The sequence below is a fragment of the Xanthomonas indica genome, from assembly GCF_040529045.1.
In the GTDB taxonomy this organism is placed as follows: Bacteria; Pseudomonadota; Gammaproteobacteria; order Xanthomonadales; family Xanthomonadaceae; genus Xanthomonas_A; species Xanthomonas_A indica.
In genome coordinates, this window is record NZ_CP131914.1 from 1165452 (window position 1) to 1181723 (window position 16272).

Here is a 16272-nt window from a genome sequence, read left to right on the forward strand (position 1 = left end):
TATTCACTTGCCGGTCGAAGGGGCTGAAATTTTACTTATAAAGGATTTTTTGACTGAAACAGATGCTAGTATGCTCTTTGAGACTCTGTTGGCCGGCACTAATTGGCGGCAAGAATCAGTGGTTGTTTGGGGGAAAAGTCATCAACAACCCCGCCTAGTGGCCTGGATGGGAGATCATTCATATACTTATTCGGGTCTTTTACTGCGGCCAGAACCATGGGCTGAAGACCTTAAGTCTGTTAAGGCAAAGATTGAGCTCGAAGCTGGCTCAAATTTCAACAGTGCTCTTCTGAATCTATACCGAAACGGTCTTGATCGAATGGCCGCTCACAGTGACGACGAAGTTGAACTCGGGCCCCGTCCGATAATTGCTTCCCTAAGCTTGGGGGCAACACGAAGAATCCGTTTTTTGCCTAAGAATAAGAATTCAATATATAAAGCCTTTTCTCTGGATCTGCCTAACGGTTGTCTACTTCTAATGAAGGGGGAGACGCAGAAGAACTGGTTGCACGAAATTCCAAAGGAGTCAAAGCTCATAAATCCGCGGATTAACATAACTTTTAGGAAGGTGAGGCCGTGGTGAGTTGATTTATTTTGAAGAGTGTAGACCAGAAAGTGCACTCCCTTTATGTAAGTTTGACCTTAAGAAATTGGTGGATCGCGTAGGGTTCGTTGTAACGGCCGCGCCGGCCTTGCTTGCCTTGGGTGCGGGCCTTGAACAGGAATCAGCGCGCACTTTCTGACACAGTGTGATTCTGCAGCAGTCCCTGATCGGTCGGCATACACAATCCTCAAATTCACTGATGCTAGAAGGGGACTACAGCGGCCATACTCCGAGCGTTGCGATGCTTCTTCGCCCACGGAAAGCACGCTTTGATCGGGGAAACAAGGGTCAGGGGGAACAAGGGTCAGAGTGCGCTTTCCTGTAGTGCTATTGGCCTTCACAGCTTAGTCAATTGCGTACTGGAGAAAGCACTGTGCTCAGTCTAGAAAGTCCGCGCTGGTCCGAGCTTCAGCACGCCTATGGCACAGCAGGCGATATCCCAGCGCTGTTGGGGCTGCTACAGACGGTGCCTTCATCCGAGGATGGATCGGAACCGTGGCTCACCTTGTGGAGCGCGCTTGCGCATCAGGGCGACGTCTATTCGGCTTCCTTCGCCGCCGTGCCGCATGTCGTCCATGCATTGGCACGTGCACCCGAAAAGGCCGATCACGGGTACTTCCAGTTCCCTGCCTGGGTCGAGATCTGCCGCGCGAAAAGCCAGGTCGAGATCCCCGAGGATCTTCGGGCCGCCTACGTGCATTCCCTCGCTCAACTCCCCTCCTTGGTTGCGGCTGCGTCCTCTCGCGCCTGGGACCCGGAGTTTCTTGCCTGCGCTCTAGCCGCGGTCGCCGCGGCGAAGGGGCAGTACGCGGTCGCGGAGGCCGTCCTTGAGCTCACGTCCGACGTCGCCGAGGAGTTCATGGAGTGGTTCTTGACGCGGTGACGCGTGCTCAACCACTTGCGGCAGTGTCTTGCCGGTTCGCTTCACCAAGCAGTTGCTCGTATGTCTGCACGCGAACGCGCAATCGGATCAGGTGCCAGGAAAGTGCGTAAGCGAACAGCAGCGGGAACGCGAGAACGCTTTGCATGATCGTGATCTTGCTCAAGATGCTCCAGTCACCTCAGTGCCAGTCCTTGAACTGCAGATAGAGGGCAAGCAGCACTGGCATGATCCCGAGCTTTTCCATTCCGCCGGTGAACAAGCCCAGGCGCTCATGCATGTTCGTCCGGCGGTCGCGCATGAAGGTCTCGCGTTGACGGCGATGCTCAAGCGGAAACGCGCGTAGTGCCGTGACGATGTCCTAGTACTGAACAAACTCCTGCTCCATCTGCTCTGCATGCTTGGCATGTGGATGCCTAACGCCAGGCAGCTCACGCTTGAGCTGCGAAATGGCGGCTATTGCAAAGCCAATGAGCTCGATGGTGACTCCCGTTGCCGCACAGATGAACCCGGCCTTGCCATCCAGCACAGTGCCGAACAACATGCCAAACCCCGCGCCCAACAAGCCAATGACGAAACTCCACCGCTCCACTGGGCCAGCGCGGTTCTGCTCGGTCACTTGCGAGTAGTGGCTCATTACCGCGGCGAGCCACGTAAAGCTGAGCGCGTTGACTGCCGCACCGTCTTCGGGATGCTTAGCAGGCGCTGCGGGCACTTCCTCCATTGCGTTCGCCATGTCTCTACCTTCGAGCGTCCAGCTAAGGCTGTCTGCAGCAAGTATTCCGCAGCCACTGGCATCGCGCCAGAGCAATCCGGTTGCCCAATGCAAGGTCTACAAATCGCTATTGACACGCATGGAGTGCAGTAGCAATCTCCACTTCAAGGAGCGTCGAAACTCCTCTAAGAGCGGTACCCACCTCCGAAAAACCGGTGGGTTTTTTGTGCCCGAAGCTTGGGCGCAGGCCGACGCAATGCCTGCGTCGGGAGGGCGGCTAATACAACACCCTTCGGGGAAATACGCCCGCCGGCTCTTAGCGGTTTCGAACCTCCCGACTTCCCGTCCGCCATGCGTGGCGGACGGACCCCTTCATGGAACGAGGAGGCAACGATGGCGCACGACCGTTTGGAGGACGACGACATGCCCGGCTATTTCCTGCCGGAGGACCGCCAGTTCCGGCTGGCGAAGCTGCGCGATCACGTGCGCTTCCTGGTCCGGCTGGCGCAGCCGCGCACGCAGGCCGAGGAGCGCGCCGCCGAACCCAAGGTGCGCATGGGCGAACTGGCGCTCTGCCTGGAACTGTTGGCCGAGCAAGTGGATCTGGTGCTGGACGCGCTGTCCTATCCCGCCCAGCGGACCGACAAGACCCGTGGCACTTGGTCCGATGCCACTGTCCAGGCAGCAGCGGATGCTGGCAGCGGCACGTTCCGCGTGACGCAGCAGCAGATCGACAGGCTCACGCAACTGGCTGAGACCGTCTCGGCCAATGCCCGGATGGCGGCGGTCGGCGATACGTCCGCGCACGCCGGCCAGACATTACCGGAGGCGGGTAAAACCCTCAGCGATGCAGTAAGCGCGATGCAGGCCCTGTTGCTGCAGATCGAGCGCCAGCCGCTGCACGCACCAACGCCCAATGGTGTGCGCGAGGAGCGGGCGGTCTATGCGGTGGAGCCGAACGCGCCGCCTGCGGGAGGCGGGCGGCTGCATTGATCCGGCGCGGTCGGGGTCATGCTGGCCGCTACGCGTGGCGCACCGTAGCATGTTGCTCTTGGCCGCGTTGCTGCTCTTGAACCTGCGCCTGCGCGTGTTCTTGTGCCAGACGTTGATTGACCACTTCAAGTTGAGCGAAGCTCTCTTGCACAGGCCGTTGCGCTGCTTCCACAGTCGGCATGTGCGCATACAACTTCGCAGGGTCTTTCAAGTCGCCCTGGACGACGATGAGGTTCTGTGCATCTGGCAGTTTGGGAGTCTTTTCACTCAGCAAGACGTGATCAACGCGGGTCAGTCCATTGTCCTTGGCTAGCGTGAGAAGGCTCGCTGTCATGCGCTCGCTGGTTGCGTCGAAGCTTCGGCCGTTTCGCTGGTCGATCTCTGCAACCTTGGTCTTGATCTGCTCATGTAGGGCATAGTCCGCATGGACCGGCATTGCAGGAGAAAGAGCGCCGCGGTCGCCGGGCACGCTTGGCAAGCGTTCTTGCGCCCGCTCGGCTGGCGTCATCCACTTCTCGATCTGGGGAGTCCCTTTCAACTCACCCGAAATGGGGTCCCGCTCGATGTTGACGCGCGCCCACTTGGTGTCGACATTGAGTCGCTGTGTAGCGACGTCAAAGTGCTCATCCAGGATTCTCTCGGCGGTAGCCTTGGCCTGCTCTTCCCACATGTTCTGCGGCGCCCAGTGGCCACGCTCGTTGACGGCTAGCTGGAGACGAGAGGTGATCAAGGGTTCTGGATTGCCGAATTGCTCTCTGGCGATGCCTTTGACCGAGGCTTTGATCTCGAAGATTTCCCAACGCTCGCTGGTTGGGTTGAACGCGGCGATGTCGTTGCCATGCCCGGAGTTGTTCTGAATTGGAACCAGGTCACGGTAGCCGCCACGCGCCAGATCGTGGGACACGATTGCTTCGCCGATATCACCTATCTCTTTCGTGCCAAGCGAAGAAAGCTCTCGTGAGCCGATCGATTTGGTAAGGGCTTGATGAAAAGACACGCCGCCATCGAACATGGTGACATCGTGTCTGGCCAGATATCCCAATTCTTTTGGTGCCAGTGCGCCGCTTTGCAGTAAGCCATTGAGATCGCCGGACTTGCGTAGCCCTTCGACGAGTTCTCGTAGTTCGCCCTGGCTGCGCTTCATGCCAGCCAGGCCGCTGAACATCAGATCGGCGCCGCCTTGTTCCAGTGGCGAGCGCCCCTGGACGCGACGGGCGTCCCGGGCAAGCTCGATCAGTTCCTCCGCCAACTCTCCTGCTGCGTGCCGCTCGACGCGGCCAGCCACGCGTCCCGCGGCTGGCGCTAAATCGTCTGCGATGTCGGCGGCCTCGGCGACCTTGGCCAGCTTCGTGAGCTTGGTGGCAGGAACAAACGTGGCGATGATCTCGACGGCCGCTGCGCCTTTGGCTTCGCCCAGATACTCCTGTTCCTTGCCCTCTCGGGTTGCTTTCTCTAATCCGGCTTCCCACTCGTTCCAGGCGCCAACGGCGGCTCTGGAAATGTCGTTGAAGGGTTTACTGGGGTCGTGATACGCATCTGAGGCATAGATGGCGGCAGCGCCGATCACGAGATTTCGGAAATTTGTGTCGGTACCAAACCGGTGCGCGAATTTGGCCAGATCGACCGTCTCGCCAATCATGTTCAGCCCATGACCGGTGGCGCCCTTCATAGCCCCGTAGTACTCCTGGGCATTGTCGCTACCGCGCGCAGCAAGCTCTCCTGCGGCGCGTTCCAGGTAGTCGTTCGATGGGTTGTTCTTTGCGCCTTCTGCCCATTGTCTTGCGGCGACCAGGTTGTCGCTGATCTGCTTGTCCGTCCATGCAATGCCGTCGCTCGCCGCTTGCGTCACACGGGTAGCGGCGGTTTGCAGTGGGGCCTGGACGTAATCCTCGAAGCCGCGTTCAATCCATGATTCGTTGACATTCGCCTTGTCCAGCGCGTCGGCGAGCCGTGCGGCGTCTGGCGAAGGTAGCCGGCGCGTGATGGCATCGATCAGTGGCCCGACCTGGGCTTGGCCTTCCGGAGTGGCATAAGCAGGGGACGCGGTCAGGTCCGCTACCAATCCTCGCGCATCCAGTCCATCAACTGATTGATGAAGAAGGATGAGGCGCTGGGCCTGATAAGCCGTTAGATCCACATGACCATTGGCGTCTGTCGCCTGGGCCAAGGCAACGAGATCAGCGGTGCGACCAGCGTGCGGCGTATCGTTCATGGCGGAGTCCTTTCAACATGAGGGTCAACGGAAAAGCGGATAGTCTTGTTTGAGGCGTGCCTCGACGGCGGCAGCCAGCGGATGTGGTGCGACTGGAGGCAGATCACGGACGATCGCCCACGGCGCATCGACCAGAAGGTGGCCAGTCTCGAACTCAGGCTGGCCGTCCCTGCGGCGGAGTGCTTGTATGGCCAGCAGCTCACCAGGGAAAAGGCGATCGATATCGCGGTCAAACTCGTAAAATGTCGATCCGGTACTGTGCTTGCTTCGGCTGATGTGGAACTCGGAAGCGCCTTGCATCGCATTGGTGAAGGTGGCTTCGTCCGTGGTTTTCCAATGATCCAGCAGCGATCGATACGCTGCGATCACGGGTTTTTGTGGGGCGAAGTCCGTAGGTATGCCAAAGGCATCGGAGAAAAGTAAGGCCAAGAACGCATCGTTCGTGCCCTCGGCCAGGCGGCGGGACTGCGGAAGCGTGTTGATGCGCTGATCCTTTTCCGCCATTTCCAGGAAGCGCTGGCTACAGATCCTGGCTTCCTCCCACCACGACAGCATGGTCGGGCCAACGGCCTTCATGCTGTCCCAGAATTGGGTCGGCCAATTTCCGATGTCGGGATGCATCTCGCTATGCATGCCGTGCCATCGGAACACCAACGCCCGAAGCGCGACGGACCATTGCAGAAAGCGGGCGAGGTCAGCCGTATTGGAGCGGAAATATGCATCGCAGGCGGCGACATTGAAGTAGTGGCCTATCCGATCCAATTGGGTTGCAGCCTTGGGATCAAGCGGGCCAGGCGTTGCAAGAAACTTCTCGATGGCGGCAGCGTAGCGATCATAGTCGCCCGTCTTTCGAACGTGCTCCATCCACTCCCCGCATTCCTGCGAAAGCTTCTTCAGCGAGGGATGGAACGGCAGCGCCATGTCGTCGGGTCCTGTAGCAGGTCAATCTGATTCTAACCGGCGAAGGCCGGCCGAGCAGCACGCATGGGCCGCTTGCTCTGGTTGCGACGGATACCCCCGCCAAGGCCGTTGCCGGCCGTTCGCGCCGCGTTAGATACTTGAGCCAACGTTCCCCGTCGTGCGCAAGGAGGAGCGATGAATTGCCTGGATGGCCCGCCATGGTGTGCTGCTTGCTGCTGGCCCAGCCCGCCACCACCGCCGAGCGTCAGCGCGAGCAGGAGCAGGAGCAGGTGGCCAAGGCCGATGCGGACAACGCCTACCGCAACCGCATGGGCCTGACCCCGGAGCAGTACCTGGCCAGCCAGATCGCCGAGATCAATGCCGAGGCCTGTGCCAAGGCGCAGGCCTGCTACATGGTGCCGTCGGGAACGTCGGTGATCGCCAAGTAGCGCGACGCGGTAAAGGCGGGCTGGGGTGGCACGCCGTTCGCGCACATCGGTTGTGGCATGCGCGTCGCGAATGCGGCGCGCCGGCGGCGGTTGTCGCGATGCCGCGGGTCTGCCACTGTGACGGCTGAGTCCTGCGAGGAGATTCGCAGATGGAATCCACTCCGTCCCCCGTGTCGCAGCGCCCGCCGGCGACCCGCCTGTTCGCCCTGCTGGCGCGCGAGTCGCGCACCGGGGTGATCTTCCGCCGCGGGCCGAGCAAGCAGGTACAGCTGATTCACTGGGATCTGCGCGACGACAGCTTCGTGCACGGCCAGTGGTTCAAGGGCCGTATCTACGAGCGGCGTTGCGATCTGTCGCCGTCGGGGCGGCTGCTGGTGTATTTCGCCTCCAAGCAGCATGGCGACTTCGGTACCTGGACCGCGCTGTCGCGGCCGCCGTTCTTCACCGCATTGGCGCTGTGGCCCAAGGGTGACAGCTGGGGTGGCGGCGGGATGTTCGAGGACGAGCGGACTTTGTTGTTGAACCATCGGCCACGCGACGGGCGCGATCCCTTCCCGATGCCGACCGGCTTCCAGTTGCCGCACGATCTGCAGGTGCGCCCGTTCGGCACGGATTCGGGCGGCGGCGAGGATGAGCCGATCGACGGCGTGTTGCGCGAGCGCGATGGTTGGCAGCTACGCGACGCCGGCGAGGGCGAACGTGGTGGGCTGCGCAGCGACGCGCTGTTCCGCTTCAGCCGCCCGCGCGTGCGCGAGAAGCTCGGCGCCAATGGTCGCCGCCTGCAGTCGCTGCTGCATGCGGTCGGCCAGGACAACCATGCCTGGTATGGCCAGGATCACCGGGTACTGGATCGCGACGGCACCGTGCTGGTCGATCTGCCGGGCAGCGACTGGGCCGAGTGGGATGGCGGCGACCTGGTGTTCGCACGCGATGGTGGGCTCTATCGCCTGCGCAAGAGCGACTTCCGCGAAGTGGCACAGCGGGGTACGCAGGCGTTCCAGTTGCTACACGACTTCAGCGGCGCGCGCTTCGCGCCACTGGCGCCGACGGCGGACGCGCTGAAGTATTGAGCGGCTGTTGCGCGGCGCCTTCAGTAATCTATGCGAACAACGTGCCGCTCAACTGAGGCGGGGGTTCGGAGACATTTAACGCTGGCCGGCGTGCAACTGTAGGAGCGGCTTCACGCGACAACACCATCCGTGGAGATACAGCATCCGGCCGGCCGGCCAGGGGCGTGCGCGCCGCGCCTCACTGTCGCGGAGAACCCAGCAGAAACTTCAAGCCGTGGGTGAGCCCACGCGGCGCCACGCTCAGGTGATCCTCATCGGCCAGCACGTCCAATTGCAGGCGCAGTGACGGATAGTGCCGCCCGCGCAAGGTCTGCACTATCTGCTGCGCGTCGGTCACCATGTCGTAGTGCTTGCCGTAGCGGCGCTGTTCGTACTCGCCGACGTACAGGTAGACCTGTGCCGGCAGGTCGCGGTGGCTGGAGGCGAAGCGCGCTTCCTCGGCGCGCATGGCATGCTCGCCGAACCAGTACGACGGACTGCCCAGGATGTAGCCGGAAAACAGCTCCGGCGTGCTCAGCAGGATCTGCGGGCCGAGCAGGCCGCCGTAGGAATGGCCAAGGAAGAGGCGCCGCGCTTCATCGGTGCGATAGCGGTGGCCGACGAAGGGGAGCACTTGGTCGCGCAAGTACGCAATGTAGGTGCTGGAACCCCCGTGAGTGGCACCGGCGGCCGCAACATCGCCGGCCTCGGTGGTGGGCGTGTAGTCGCGGCGCCGGCTCGGCATCGGCGTATCGCCGAGCGCATACGACAAGCCCACCAGGATGAAGTCGTCGATGGCCGGCCCTTCGCCGTTCAAACGCCGCGCGATCTGCCGCGCCACCGGAAACGCATAGTCGGCATCCGTCGCGTACAGCACCGGGTAGCGCCGCTCGGGATGGTCCGCATAGCCGGCAGGCAGCGCCACGAATACCTGGTACGTGCGGCCGGACACGGGATCGGGCACATCCCACACCTCGGTCCCGGCCAGTTCGTAAGGCGCACCGCTGCCGCGCTGTCCGCCGAGCTGCGTCGCTACCGCGCGTGCGGCAGGCACCGCTGGCCGCGTGGTGGCTTCTTTCGCTGCTTCTACCGCCGCGGGTGCTTGTGCCACGTTCGTGCACCCTGCCAGGAGCAGAGAGATCCAGATCAGCCCAAGCGCCTTGCTCATTCCGTCGTTTCCGTTTGTTCGAAGCCGCACGCAAGGCGGCGCGTCTGCATGGTGCCATGGCTGCGCGAGTGCCGGCGCGTCCCGTGTTGTGCATCGCGCGCGCATCCGCTCCGCGCCCCCCGTCACCCGTGTCGACTGGACGTGCGAAAGGGATTCCGGCGCTGGAGGCTTCCTTCTGCATGAAAGGTGGATTAGGTTGCCTGCACTTGGGGGGAATCGCATGCGTATCGCGTTGGTTATCGTCGTTGCCGTTGCATCGCTCTGGCTGCTTGCTGCAGGGAGTACTACGGCGCCGACTGGGCGGCAGGAGCCGATCAAAATCGCCTCGATCTCCATCCACTATACGTACATGGGGTGGGGCTACGTCGATGAAGTGTTCCACTTGGTTCCGGCGCGCAACGGCATGGGGTTCGTCATGCGCTGGACGGACGAGGATGGGGTGAGGCACGCCGAACAGAGGGTCGCCACGGACAAGGTGACGGCGCTGTTCGCGGCGGCGCGCGCTCCCCGCATCGATCGCGCGACCGGGCTGGGTGTCTTGCAGCAGCGGGCGATGGCGCCAGCGACCATCGCCAGAATCCGCAATGCGCTGTTTGTCGATCGGGATTGCTCGCCCCTACAACAGCGCCAACTGCGTGCCGTGCAAGTGAATGGAGATGGCGTGAGGGACGCGCTCGAGCAGCTCTATCGCCAAACTATGCCATGGACCGACGATAGCCCGTCCATGACGGTGCGCATCGTGCCCGAACGTGGGGCGCCATTGGTGTTCCATTCGCAGTCGCAGAAGCCGTTCATGCTGGCGTGGATCCGCGGCATGCCCGTTGGCCGAAAAGATGAGGAGATGGATGGCCAAAAGGCGACCTGGTCGCTGCCGTTCACCGATGCGCTTGTGGAGATCCTGCCGGCCCTGTCGCCTGCACGAAAGCGCTTGGCGCGCGAGCAACTGGTGAGGGTGTTGGCTCGGAACCTGGAACGCCGCTCTCCTTTAGCCTGCTCGCAGGATCGTGGCAACGCGCACGCAAGGAGTTGAATCTTCGGCGCCTCGCTCTTGCCGGTGAGTCGGCCAGGCAGGCGCGTGACTAGCTGAAAGATGCTCCTTGGTGTCGTCTGTAGGTGTGCGTATAGACTGGCAGCTCCATACTGGGGACGTCCGATGAGACTACTTCGCTGCCTGTTGCTGCCGGCCCTGCTGTGCGTCACCGCACTCGCCCAGGCCCAGGACGATACCCGCCGCATTGCGGTGACCATCGACGACCTGCCGTGGCAGCGCATCGAGCAGACGCCGCTGGCGCAGCTGCCGGCACTGCATGCGCAATTGATGGCCTCGCTGCGGCAGGCGCAGGTGCCCATCGTCGGTTTCGTCAACGAGGACAAGCTGGAGCAGGATGGACAGGTGCAGCCGCAACGCGTGGCGATGCTGCGCGACTGGCTGGACGCCGGCTATGCACTGGGCAACCACACCTACGGCCACGTGAACCTGCACCAGGTCGGCGTGCCGGCGTACGAAGGCGCGATCGTCCGTGGCGAGCGCACCTTGCGGCCGTTGCTGGCCGAACGCGCTCAGCCGCTGCAGTGGTTCCGTCATCCGTATCTGGCCACCGGCCGCAGCGTCGCTGACCGCGAGGCGGTCAACGGCTTCCTGGCCGCGCACGGCTACCGCGTGGCGCCAGTCACGGTGGACAGCGGCGAATGGGTGTGGGCATTTGCCTACGCGCATGTGCTGGACGAGCCGCCCGGCCCGGCGCGCGATGCCATGCTGCTGCGGCTGCGCAAGGGCTACGTGCCGTACATGCTCAACAAGCTGGATTATTTCGAGCGCGAATCGCAGGCCCTGTTCGGCCGCCGCATCCCGCAGGTGTGGCTGATGCACGCCAACGCGCTCAACGCTGCCGCCTTTCCGGACCTGGTCGCGGCCACGCGCCGCCGTGGCTACGCTTTCATTTCCCTGGAGGAAGCATTGCGCGACCCGGCCTACACCCACGCCGAGGGCTACACCGGCCCCGGCGGGATCAGCTGGCTGCATCGCTGGGCCATGGCCGAGGACAAGCCCAAGGACTTCTACTCCGGCGAACCCGTGGTGCCGCGCTGGGTGTTCGCGTTGGCGGGGGTGGATGCGGAGTAGTGCAGGGATCGTCTCGTAGCGCCTGCCAAATCGGAGTAAAGGATTACGAGTCCCTGGGTGTCCCTGCGCAGTCGCACACGCGGTATTGGCGCGCAAGCGGGATAGCCACAGGAACTAGATTTCCGAGAGAAAGCTGCTCGGGACTGCCTGGGTGAGCCAGACGCCATTGTCCGCCTGAAAGAAGGCAACGCCCTGCTGGTGCATCCGCAGGGCTTCGACTTTCAGGACAACCGGCGTGCCATGACGTTGCCCGACCGTGGTCGCGGTAGCGATGTTCTGCGACAGGTGCACATGATGCCGTTGGCCGGCGCGCAAGCCTTCGGCCAGGATCGCGTCCAGAAACCGTGTGGCGGTGCCGTGGTAGAGGAACTCCGGCGGCACCTTGGCTTCGTACTGGATGGCGACGCTCTCGGTCGAATGGCCCTGGACAGCCCGGATGCGCCGACCATCGTCCGAGAGTGCGAAGCGTTTTTTGTCGCTGCCATCCACGACGGCGCGAACGAGTGCCGCATCAAATACTTTGCCAGCTTTGGCCGCACCCACGATCAACGTATCGACCTCCGCCCAGCCTTCGCTGTCGAGGGTGATGCCAGCGGCTTGTGGTTCGTGGCGCAGTACAAAACTGAGGAACTTGCTGATTTCTGTGTGTTGCTTGCTCATATGAATGCTTGGTTGCTAACAATTCCAACCAGCGTTCGGCGATGCCGATCGCGGCGTCGCCGGTCTGTTGGCTGGCAACATTGGCGTCGAGGCAGTGTAGTCCCGAGTCGGCGCGATGCAATCGTCAGCGTCGTGGAGGCGAGGATCGCCGATCAAGCCGGTGCTTGGCGAGGTCGGGTTTTTCGGTCATGCGAGTTCGATGTAATGCCGCGAATTTGATCTCCTTCATCTCCGTCGGCAAGACGTTGAACGGCCGTGTGCCGGCGCGACCGACCGCTGGGCACCTTCACCATCCACGCACACGTGGCCGGATCACGATGGCACCTCTCTACTCGCCGTGACGCCCATGCCCTCGTCCAACACGCCTCCGTGGAAGAAGCCGAATCCGCGCGGCCAGCGCAGCCAGCCGTTGTCGCCTTCGCAGAAGGCGGCCGCGCGACAGCGGGCCGATGAGAACGGCCGTCCGTATCCGAACCTGATCGACAACATGTGGGCGGCGCGGCTGCCGCATGCGGCGTCCTCCTCCCGTTCGGACAGCGACGCGGAATAATCAGGGCGTCTGCGCTTGGATCGGGGCGTACCTGGCGCGCGTTGTCGGAAGAATGTCGGAGTTCGCCATGGCGGCCGCCGGTCTGGTTGTCCTGGCACGCGTGATTGATGAATGACGATACACCGGAGCTCGGATGCACCCTTGGCCTGCGCGGGGCGATGCCCATACCGTGCCGTGCCGGCACTGGGCCGGTCATCGCATCCAGGTACGGGTATGACTCCGCAAGAACAGCAGCTTCTCGAAGACTTCCTGGCGCGCTTGCGCAGCGCCGGCGGGGTGGCCAAAGATCCGCAGGCCGACGCGCTGATCCACGCGCGCCTGGCCGATCAACCCGATGCCATGTATCTGCTGGTCCAGCGCACCTTGCTGCTGGAGCACGCGCTGGAGGCCGCCAAGGCGCAGATCGCGCAGCTGCAGCAGGCCGCCACGCCACCGCCGCCGCCCGCCAGCTTCCTGGGTCAGGGTTTCAACGCGGCGCCGCCACCGTTGCCGCCGGCGCCCGCCGCCGCAGGCGTCGCGGGCGCCGGCGCGCCCGGCTGGCGCGAGCGCTGGTTCGGTGGCGGTGCCGCGGCCGCGGAGCCGACGCCGGCCCCGGCCGCCGCGCGTGGCCCCAGCTTCCTCAGCAGCGCGGCCACCACCGCGGCCGGCGTGGCTGGCGGCATGTTCCTGTTCGAGGGCGTGGAGAGTCTGCTGGGCGGCCACCACGGCGGCGGCCTGTTCGGGGGCGGCGCGCCGCAGGAGACGGTGGTCGAGAACATCACCAACAACAACTATTACGACGGTACGCCGCAGCAGGACATGGGCCAGGACTTCCAGGACGACGGCGACTTCGGCAACGACAACTGGACGTGATGTCCGGCGCGCTCGCGTTACCGCGCGGATCGATTGATCGAGCGAGCGCCAGCCGGCGCTCGCGATCGGTTGCTTCGAGACATCGAAGCGACCGATCGGCGCAAGTATCCATTCATCAATCTATTCACGGTTGGCGCTCTGGATTGACGCATAGATGCAAGAAAGCCCAGAAAAACAGGCAAGGCCTTGCCCTGCTCCAGTCGATTATCTATTCATGCATCTATTCGATCGCAGGCGCGCGAGGCCCGACGTTATGTGTTCGCGGGGCGCCATGTCGTCTTCCGGTGTGGATGTGGTCTGGCACATTGACTGGTGGCTGTCCGCGCCGCCGGCGCGGCGCAATGGCTGGCTGAGCTGGGTGGGTGCCGAGTGCCTGGGCGCTGCCGTTGCCAGACCAGCGCGACGACTGGCGCGCAGCGGCCGGCATGGCGGCGCAGTTCTGGGAGCGCGTCATCGAGGACGCGCACATGTCCGCGGCCTTCCACAGCATTGCGCGGAACGCGCTGGCGCAGTTGACGCGCGCCCTGCCGCGGATCGGTTGAGCGCTTTCGCATCGCGTTAAACGCCCCGATACACGGCACTCACGCGGACAGGACACGGGGCGGGACAAGCTGCCGCGACTCCCCACCACGAGGTCCTGCCCATGGCTGCAACCAACGCGCGCGTCCGTCTGCATGTCGAAGATACCGGCGGTGCCGGTCGTCCGGTGATCCTGATCCATGGCTGGCCGCTGTCGGCCGAGGCCTGGAAGGACCAGGTCGGGCCGCTGCAGCAGGCCGGCTACCGGGTCATCGCCTACGACCGCCGCGGCTTCGGCCGTTCCGAGAAGCCGGCCGACGGGTACGAGTACGACACCCTGGCCGACGATCTGGCCGGCATCCTCGAGGACAAGCAGCTGCGCGAGGCGGTGCTGGTCGGCTTCTCGATGGGCGGTGGCGAAGTGGCGCGCTACGTGGCGCGCCACGGCACCGACAAGCTCGCCGGCGTGGTGTTCGCTTCCGCGGTGCCGCCGTACATGCTCAAGACCGAGGACAACCCGGAAGGGCCGCTGAGCAAGGAGCAGGCGCAGGAGATGGAGCAGGGCCTGAAGGCCTCGCGCGAGACCTTCTTCGACGACTTTACCCGGGGCTTTTTCAGTGCCCACGGCACGCTGAAGGTGAGCGAGGCGCAGCGCCAGGAAGCGATCGCGCTGTGCCTGCAGAGCGACCAGACCGCGGCGCTCGGCTGCATGGAGGCGTTCGGCACCACCGATTTCCGCGAGGATCTCAAGAAGGTCGACGTGCCGACCCTGGTGTTGCACGGCGACTCCGACGCGACCGTGCCGTACGAGGGTTCGGGCCAACGTACCCACCGCGTCATCGCCGGCAGCGACGTGGTGCTGCTGAAGGATGCGCCGCACGGCTGCAACACCAGCCATGCCGAGGAATTCAATCAGGCGCTGCTGGGTTTCCTGGCCAAGCTGGGGTGATTGCCAACGCGTATCGCGGTGCCGGCGCGCAAGGCGTGGCGCCGCGACGACGCAACGAGGCAGCACGCCCCCAACCCGCGGCAGCGCTCGGCTGCCGCGGGTCGATCCGACCGACTCAAGCCATCGCGCAGATCACTCGCCGACCAGCGTCGCCACGCTCTGCGGGTCGACATAGACCACGGTCTGGCCCGAGGCGACGCTGTACTTGCCGCCGTAGCCGACGTTGAGGGTGGACGAGGTGCTGTACTTGGTGAACGCGGTGGCGCTGCCGGCGGGAACGCGCACGGTGATCTGCCGATGCTGGGTGCCGGTATTGACCACGACCAAGGCCAGCTTGCCGTTGGGGGTCTTGTAGGCGCTGACGGCGACATCGTTGTACGGCGCGGCAGTGGCGCCGATGCGCACCGAACCGGGACGCACGAAGCGCGCGTACTGCGACATCACATAACCGCGCTTGCTCACCGTGCCGTTCTCGGCGATCAGCCCGTAGCTGCGGCGGATGTACCACCAGATATAGCCGCTGTAGTTGGCGAGCATGCTGTTGTGCAGTTCGCTGGCCACGCCGAGCGCCGACGGCCAGGCGTTACCGTCGGTGTTGTCGGTGTAGTGCTCGGTCATCCACAGTTGCTTGCCCTTGCTGCGCGCCAGTGGGTAGTCCTTGGGCTGCACGCCATACAGGTGCCCGCCGATGATCGACAGGTACTGGGCGGCGCTGCTGTTGAGCACCGGGTCGGTCAATGCCGGGTTGAAGCCCAGCGACTCGGCCGCGAGCAGCTTGAACTTGCCGAACTTCGCGCCCTGGGCGCTGATGAAGTTGAGGAAGTCGGTGCCGTTCCAGTCGCCCGACTCGTAATCCGGATGCCAGTCCGGCTCGTTCTGCAGCGACAGGGCGTAGATCGGCGCGCCCTTGCTGTCCATGTAGGCGGTGAAGTCCAGCAGGTGCTTGGCGTAGGCATCGTAGTACTGCGACAACAGCTTGCCGCCGTTGTTGAAGCTGTTGTTGGACTTCATGTAGGCCGGTGCCGACCACGGCGTGGCCAGCAGCACCGCGCCGTGCGCGCGGGCCCGCACCGCCGAGGGCACCTGCTGGCTCCAGCCGGAACTGGACGGATCGATGCGCATGCGCATGATCGACAGGCCGATCTGCCCCGTGTCGCTGCCGAACGCCAGATCGACCTGGGCCGGGGTGAGGTCGGCGATCCAGCCGGCGCCGTTCATGCCGCCGAAGCCCTGGATGGTCTGGTGGACTTCGGACGGATTGACGGTGACGGTCTGCGCCGAGGCGCCGCCGGCCGAGAACAGCGTGGCGGCCGCGGCGAGCAAGGTGCCGAGCAAGCGAGGGGTCTTCATGGTGGCTCCAGGGGTGGGGGAGGCGTGACGCTAGCCATCGCAGGTGACCATTTCAATGTCGCGATCGTCCAAAGCGTTCAAGTGAGACCGGTGGCGCAACGCGAGCGCAACGCTGTCCTCAGTCCACATGGATGCATGGGCCTTGCAGGATGACGCGCTGCAGCGTTGGCACATCCTGCGTTATGCGGTGAGGTGCGGGGTGCGGATTGTGCGCAGTTGCGCGCGCAAACGCCGCAAGATGCACAAGTGCGCGCAGGACAAAGCTGCGCACAATGCACACGCCGTCAGCACGCAGGGGGT

Annotated in this window: 17 protein-coding genes and 1 pseudogene; 11 read left to right on the forward strand and 7 right to left on the reverse strand. The window is 63.6% G+C overall.

Features of this window, described 5'->3' with window-relative positions:
- The first annotated feature begins 70 nt into the window (after positions 1–70).
- Both Q7W82_RS04950 and Q7W82_RS04955 read left to right on the forward strand, forming a co-directional pair.
- Entirely contained in the window at positions 71–583 is a 513-nt protein-coding gene (locus Q7W82_RS04950) for an alpha-ketoglutarate-dependent dioxygenase AlkB (protein WP_353949519.1), read from the forward strand.
- Between the two features lie 394 nt (positions 584–977).
- Positions 978–1487, forward strand: a complete 510-nt coding sequence (locus Q7W82_RS04955) for a hypothetical protein (RefSeq protein WP_242159517.1) — start codon at positions 978–980, stop codon at positions 1485–1487.
- A 7-nt stretch (positions 1488–1494) separates the two neighbouring features.
- Here the strand turns inward: Q7W82_RS04955 and Q7W82_RS04960 are convergent, their stop codons facing one another.
- Positions 1495–1650, reverse strand: coding sequence for a hypothetical protein (locus Q7W82_RS04960; protein ID WP_242159518.1), 156 nt, complete (start codon positions 1648–1650; stop codon positions 1495–1497).
- 195 nt (positions 1651–1845) lie between these two features.
- Positions 1846–2220, reverse strand: a complete 375-nt coding sequence (locus Q7W82_RS04965) for a hypothetical protein (RefSeq protein WP_242159519.1) — start codon at positions 2218–2220, stop codon at positions 1846–1848.
- Positions 2221–2592: 372 nt separating this feature from the next.
- On the opposite strand from Q7W82_RS04965, the gene Q7W82_RS04970 reads away from it, so the two are divergent.
- Positions 2593–3192: a hypothetical protein gene (locus Q7W82_RS04970; RefSeq protein WP_242159520.1), complete on the forward strand. Its 600-nt coding sequence runs from the start codon at positions 2593–2595 to the stop codon at positions 3190–3192.
- Positions 3193–3220: 28 nt separating this feature from the next.
- On the opposite strand, the gene Q7W82_RS04975 is transcribed toward Q7W82_RS04970, so the two are convergent.
- The gene (locus tag Q7W82_RS04975; protein ID WP_242159521.1) at positions 3221–5404 is read right to left on the reverse strand and encodes an XVIPCD domain-containing protein; all 2184 of its coding nucleotides are present in this window, start codon (positions 5402–5404) and stop codon (positions 3221–3223) included.
- A gap of 24 nt (positions 5405–5428) precedes the next feature.
- Positions 5429–6325 carry a hypothetical protein gene (locus Q7W82_RS04980; RefSeq protein WP_242159523.1) on the reverse strand — a complete coding sequence of 299 codons (897 nt, stop codon included), beginning with the start codon at positions 6323–6325 and terminating at the stop codon, positions 5429–5431.
- A 227-nt stretch (positions 6326–6552) separates the two neighbouring features.
- On the opposite strand from Q7W82_RS04980, the pseudogene Q7W82_RS04985 reads away from it, so the two are divergent.
- Together Q7W82_RS04985 and Q7W82_RS04990 are read left to right on the forward strand one after the other, a co-directional pair.
- Positions 6553–6753, forward strand: a pseudogene (locus Q7W82_RS04985) (SPFH domain-containing protein); the annotation flags it as partial.
- A gap of 149 nt (positions 6754–6902) precedes the next feature.
- Positions 6903–7823, forward strand: a complete 921-nt coding sequence (locus Q7W82_RS04990; RefSeq protein ID WP_242159524.1) for a hypothetical protein — start codon at positions 6903–6905, stop codon at positions 7821–7823.
- A 178-nt stretch (positions 7824–8001) separates the two neighbouring features.
- Here the strand turns inward: Q7W82_RS04990 and Q7W82_RS04995 are convergent, their stop codons facing one another.
- Positions 8002–8970: an alpha/beta hydrolase-fold protein gene (locus tag Q7W82_RS04995; RefSeq protein WP_242159526.1), complete on the reverse strand. Its 969-nt coding sequence runs from the start codon at positions 8968–8970 to the stop codon at positions 8002–8004.
- A gap of 220 nt (positions 8971–9190) precedes the next feature.
- Between Q7W82_RS04995 and Q7W82_RS05000 the strand changes: the two genes are divergently transcribed.
- A complete protein-coding gene (locus Q7W82_RS05000; protein ID WP_242159527.1) occupies positions 9191–10000 on the forward strand; it encodes a hypothetical protein in 810 nt (269 codons plus the stop codon).
- Between the two features lie 123 nt (positions 10001–10123).
- The gene (locus Q7W82_RS05005) at positions 10124–11092 is read left to right on the forward strand and encodes a polysaccharide deacetylase family protein (protein ID WP_242159529.1); all 969 of its coding nucleotides are present in this window, start codon (positions 10124–10126) and stop codon (positions 11090–11092) included.
- A 114-nt stretch (positions 11093–11206) separates the two neighbouring features.
- Here the strand turns inward: Q7W82_RS05005 and Q7W82_RS05010 are convergent, their stop codons facing one another.
- Complete coding sequence (locus tag Q7W82_RS05010; RefSeq protein WP_242159530.1) at positions 11207–11752, reverse strand: RNA 2'-phosphotransferase; 546 nt, start codon at positions 11750–11752, stop codon at positions 11207–11209.
- A 346-nt stretch (positions 11753–12098) separates the two neighbouring features.
- Here Q7W82_RS05010 and Q7W82_RS05015 point away from each other — a divergent pair, with 346 nt between their 5' ends.
- The 4 genes from Q7W82_RS05015 to Q7W82_RS05030 all read left to right on the forward strand — a co-directional run bounded on the left by Q7W82_RS05015 (position 12099) and on the right by Q7W82_RS05030 (position 14622).
- A complete protein-coding gene (locus Q7W82_RS05015; protein ID WP_242159531.1) occupies positions 12099–12302 on the forward strand; it encodes a hypothetical protein in 204 nt (67 codons plus the stop codon).
- Positions 12303–12515: 213 nt separating this feature from the next.
- Complete coding sequence (locus tag Q7W82_RS05020) at positions 12516–13154, forward strand: DUF2076 family protein (protein ID WP_242159532.1); 639 nt, start codon at positions 12516–12518, stop codon at positions 13152–13154.
- 362 nt (positions 13155–13516) lie between these two features.
- On the forward strand, positions 13517–13696 hold the full coding sequence (locus tag Q7W82_RS05025; protein ID WP_242159534.1) for a hypothetical protein: 180 nt from the start codon (positions 13517–13519) through the stop codon (positions 13694–13696).
- A gap of 101 nt (positions 13697–13797) precedes the next feature.
- A complete protein-coding gene (locus tag Q7W82_RS05030; RefSeq protein ID WP_242159536.1) occupies positions 13798–14622 on the forward strand; it encodes an alpha/beta hydrolase in 825 nt (274 codons plus the stop codon).
- Between the two features lie 132 nt (positions 14623–14754).
- Here the strand turns inward: Q7W82_RS05030 and Q7W82_RS05035 are convergent, their stop codons facing one another.
- On the reverse strand, positions 14755–15972 hold the full coding sequence (locus tag Q7W82_RS05035) for a glycoside hydrolase family 30 beta sandwich domain-containing protein (protein WP_242159537.1): 1218 nt from the start codon (positions 15970–15972) through the stop codon (positions 14755–14757).
- Between the last annotated feature and the right edge of the window lie 300 nt (positions 15973–16272).

Coding starts and splice junctions, on each gene's coding strand:
- Q7W82_RS04950 (WP_353949519.1), top strand. CDS start 71: ATGCTCTTTGAGACTCTGTTGGCCGGCACTAATTGGCGGCAAGAATCA.
- Q7W82_RS04965 (WP_242159519.1), bottom strand. CDS start 2,220: ATGGCGAACGCAATGGAGGAAGTGCCCGCAGCGCCTGCTAAGCATCCC.
- Q7W82_RS04970 (WP_242159520.1), top strand. CDS start 2,593: ATGGCGCACGACCGTTTGGAGGACGACGACATGCCCGGCTATTTCCTG.
- Q7W82_RS04975 (WP_242159521.1), bottom strand. CDS start 5,404: ATGAACGATACGCCGCACGCTGGTCGCACCGCTGATCTCGTTGCCTTG.
- Q7W82_RS04980 (WP_242159523.1), bottom strand. CDS start 6,325: ATGGCGCTGCCGTTCCATCCCTCGCTGAAGAAGCTTTCGCAGGAATGC.
- Q7W82_RS04990 (WP_242159524.1), top strand. CDS start 6,903: ATGGAATCCACTCCGTCCCCCGTGTCGCAGCGCCCGCCGGCGACCCGC.
- Q7W82_RS04995 (WP_242159526.1), bottom strand. CDS start 8,970: ATGAGCAAGGCGCTTGGGCTGATCTGGATCTCTCTGCTCCTGGCAGGG.
- Q7W82_RS05000 (WP_242159527.1), top strand. CDS start 9,191: ATGCGTATCGCGTTGGTTATCGTCGTTGCCGTTGCATCGCTCTGGCTG.
- Q7W82_RS05005 (WP_242159529.1), top strand. CDS start 10,124: ATGAGACTACTTCGCTGCCTGTTGCTGCCGGCCCTGCTGTGCGTCACC.
- Q7W82_RS05010 (WP_242159530.1), bottom strand. CDS start 11,752: ATGAGCAAGCAACACACAGAAATCAGCAAGTTCCTCAGTTTTGTACTG.
- Q7W82_RS05015 (WP_242159531.1), top strand. CDS start 12,099: ATGCCCTCGTCCAACACGCCTCCGTGGAAGAAGCCGAATCCGCGCGGC.
- Q7W82_RS05020 (WP_242159532.1), top strand. CDS start 12,516: ATGACTCCGCAAGAACAGCAGCTTCTCGAAGACTTCCTGGCGCGCTTG.
- Q7W82_RS05030 (WP_242159536.1), top strand. CDS start 13,798: ATGGCTGCAACCAACGCGCGCGTCCGTCTGCATGTCGAAGATACCGGC.
- Q7W82_RS05035 (WP_242159537.1), bottom strand. CDS start 15,972: ATGAAGACCCCTCGCTTGCTCGGCACCTTGCTCGCCGCGGCCGCCACG.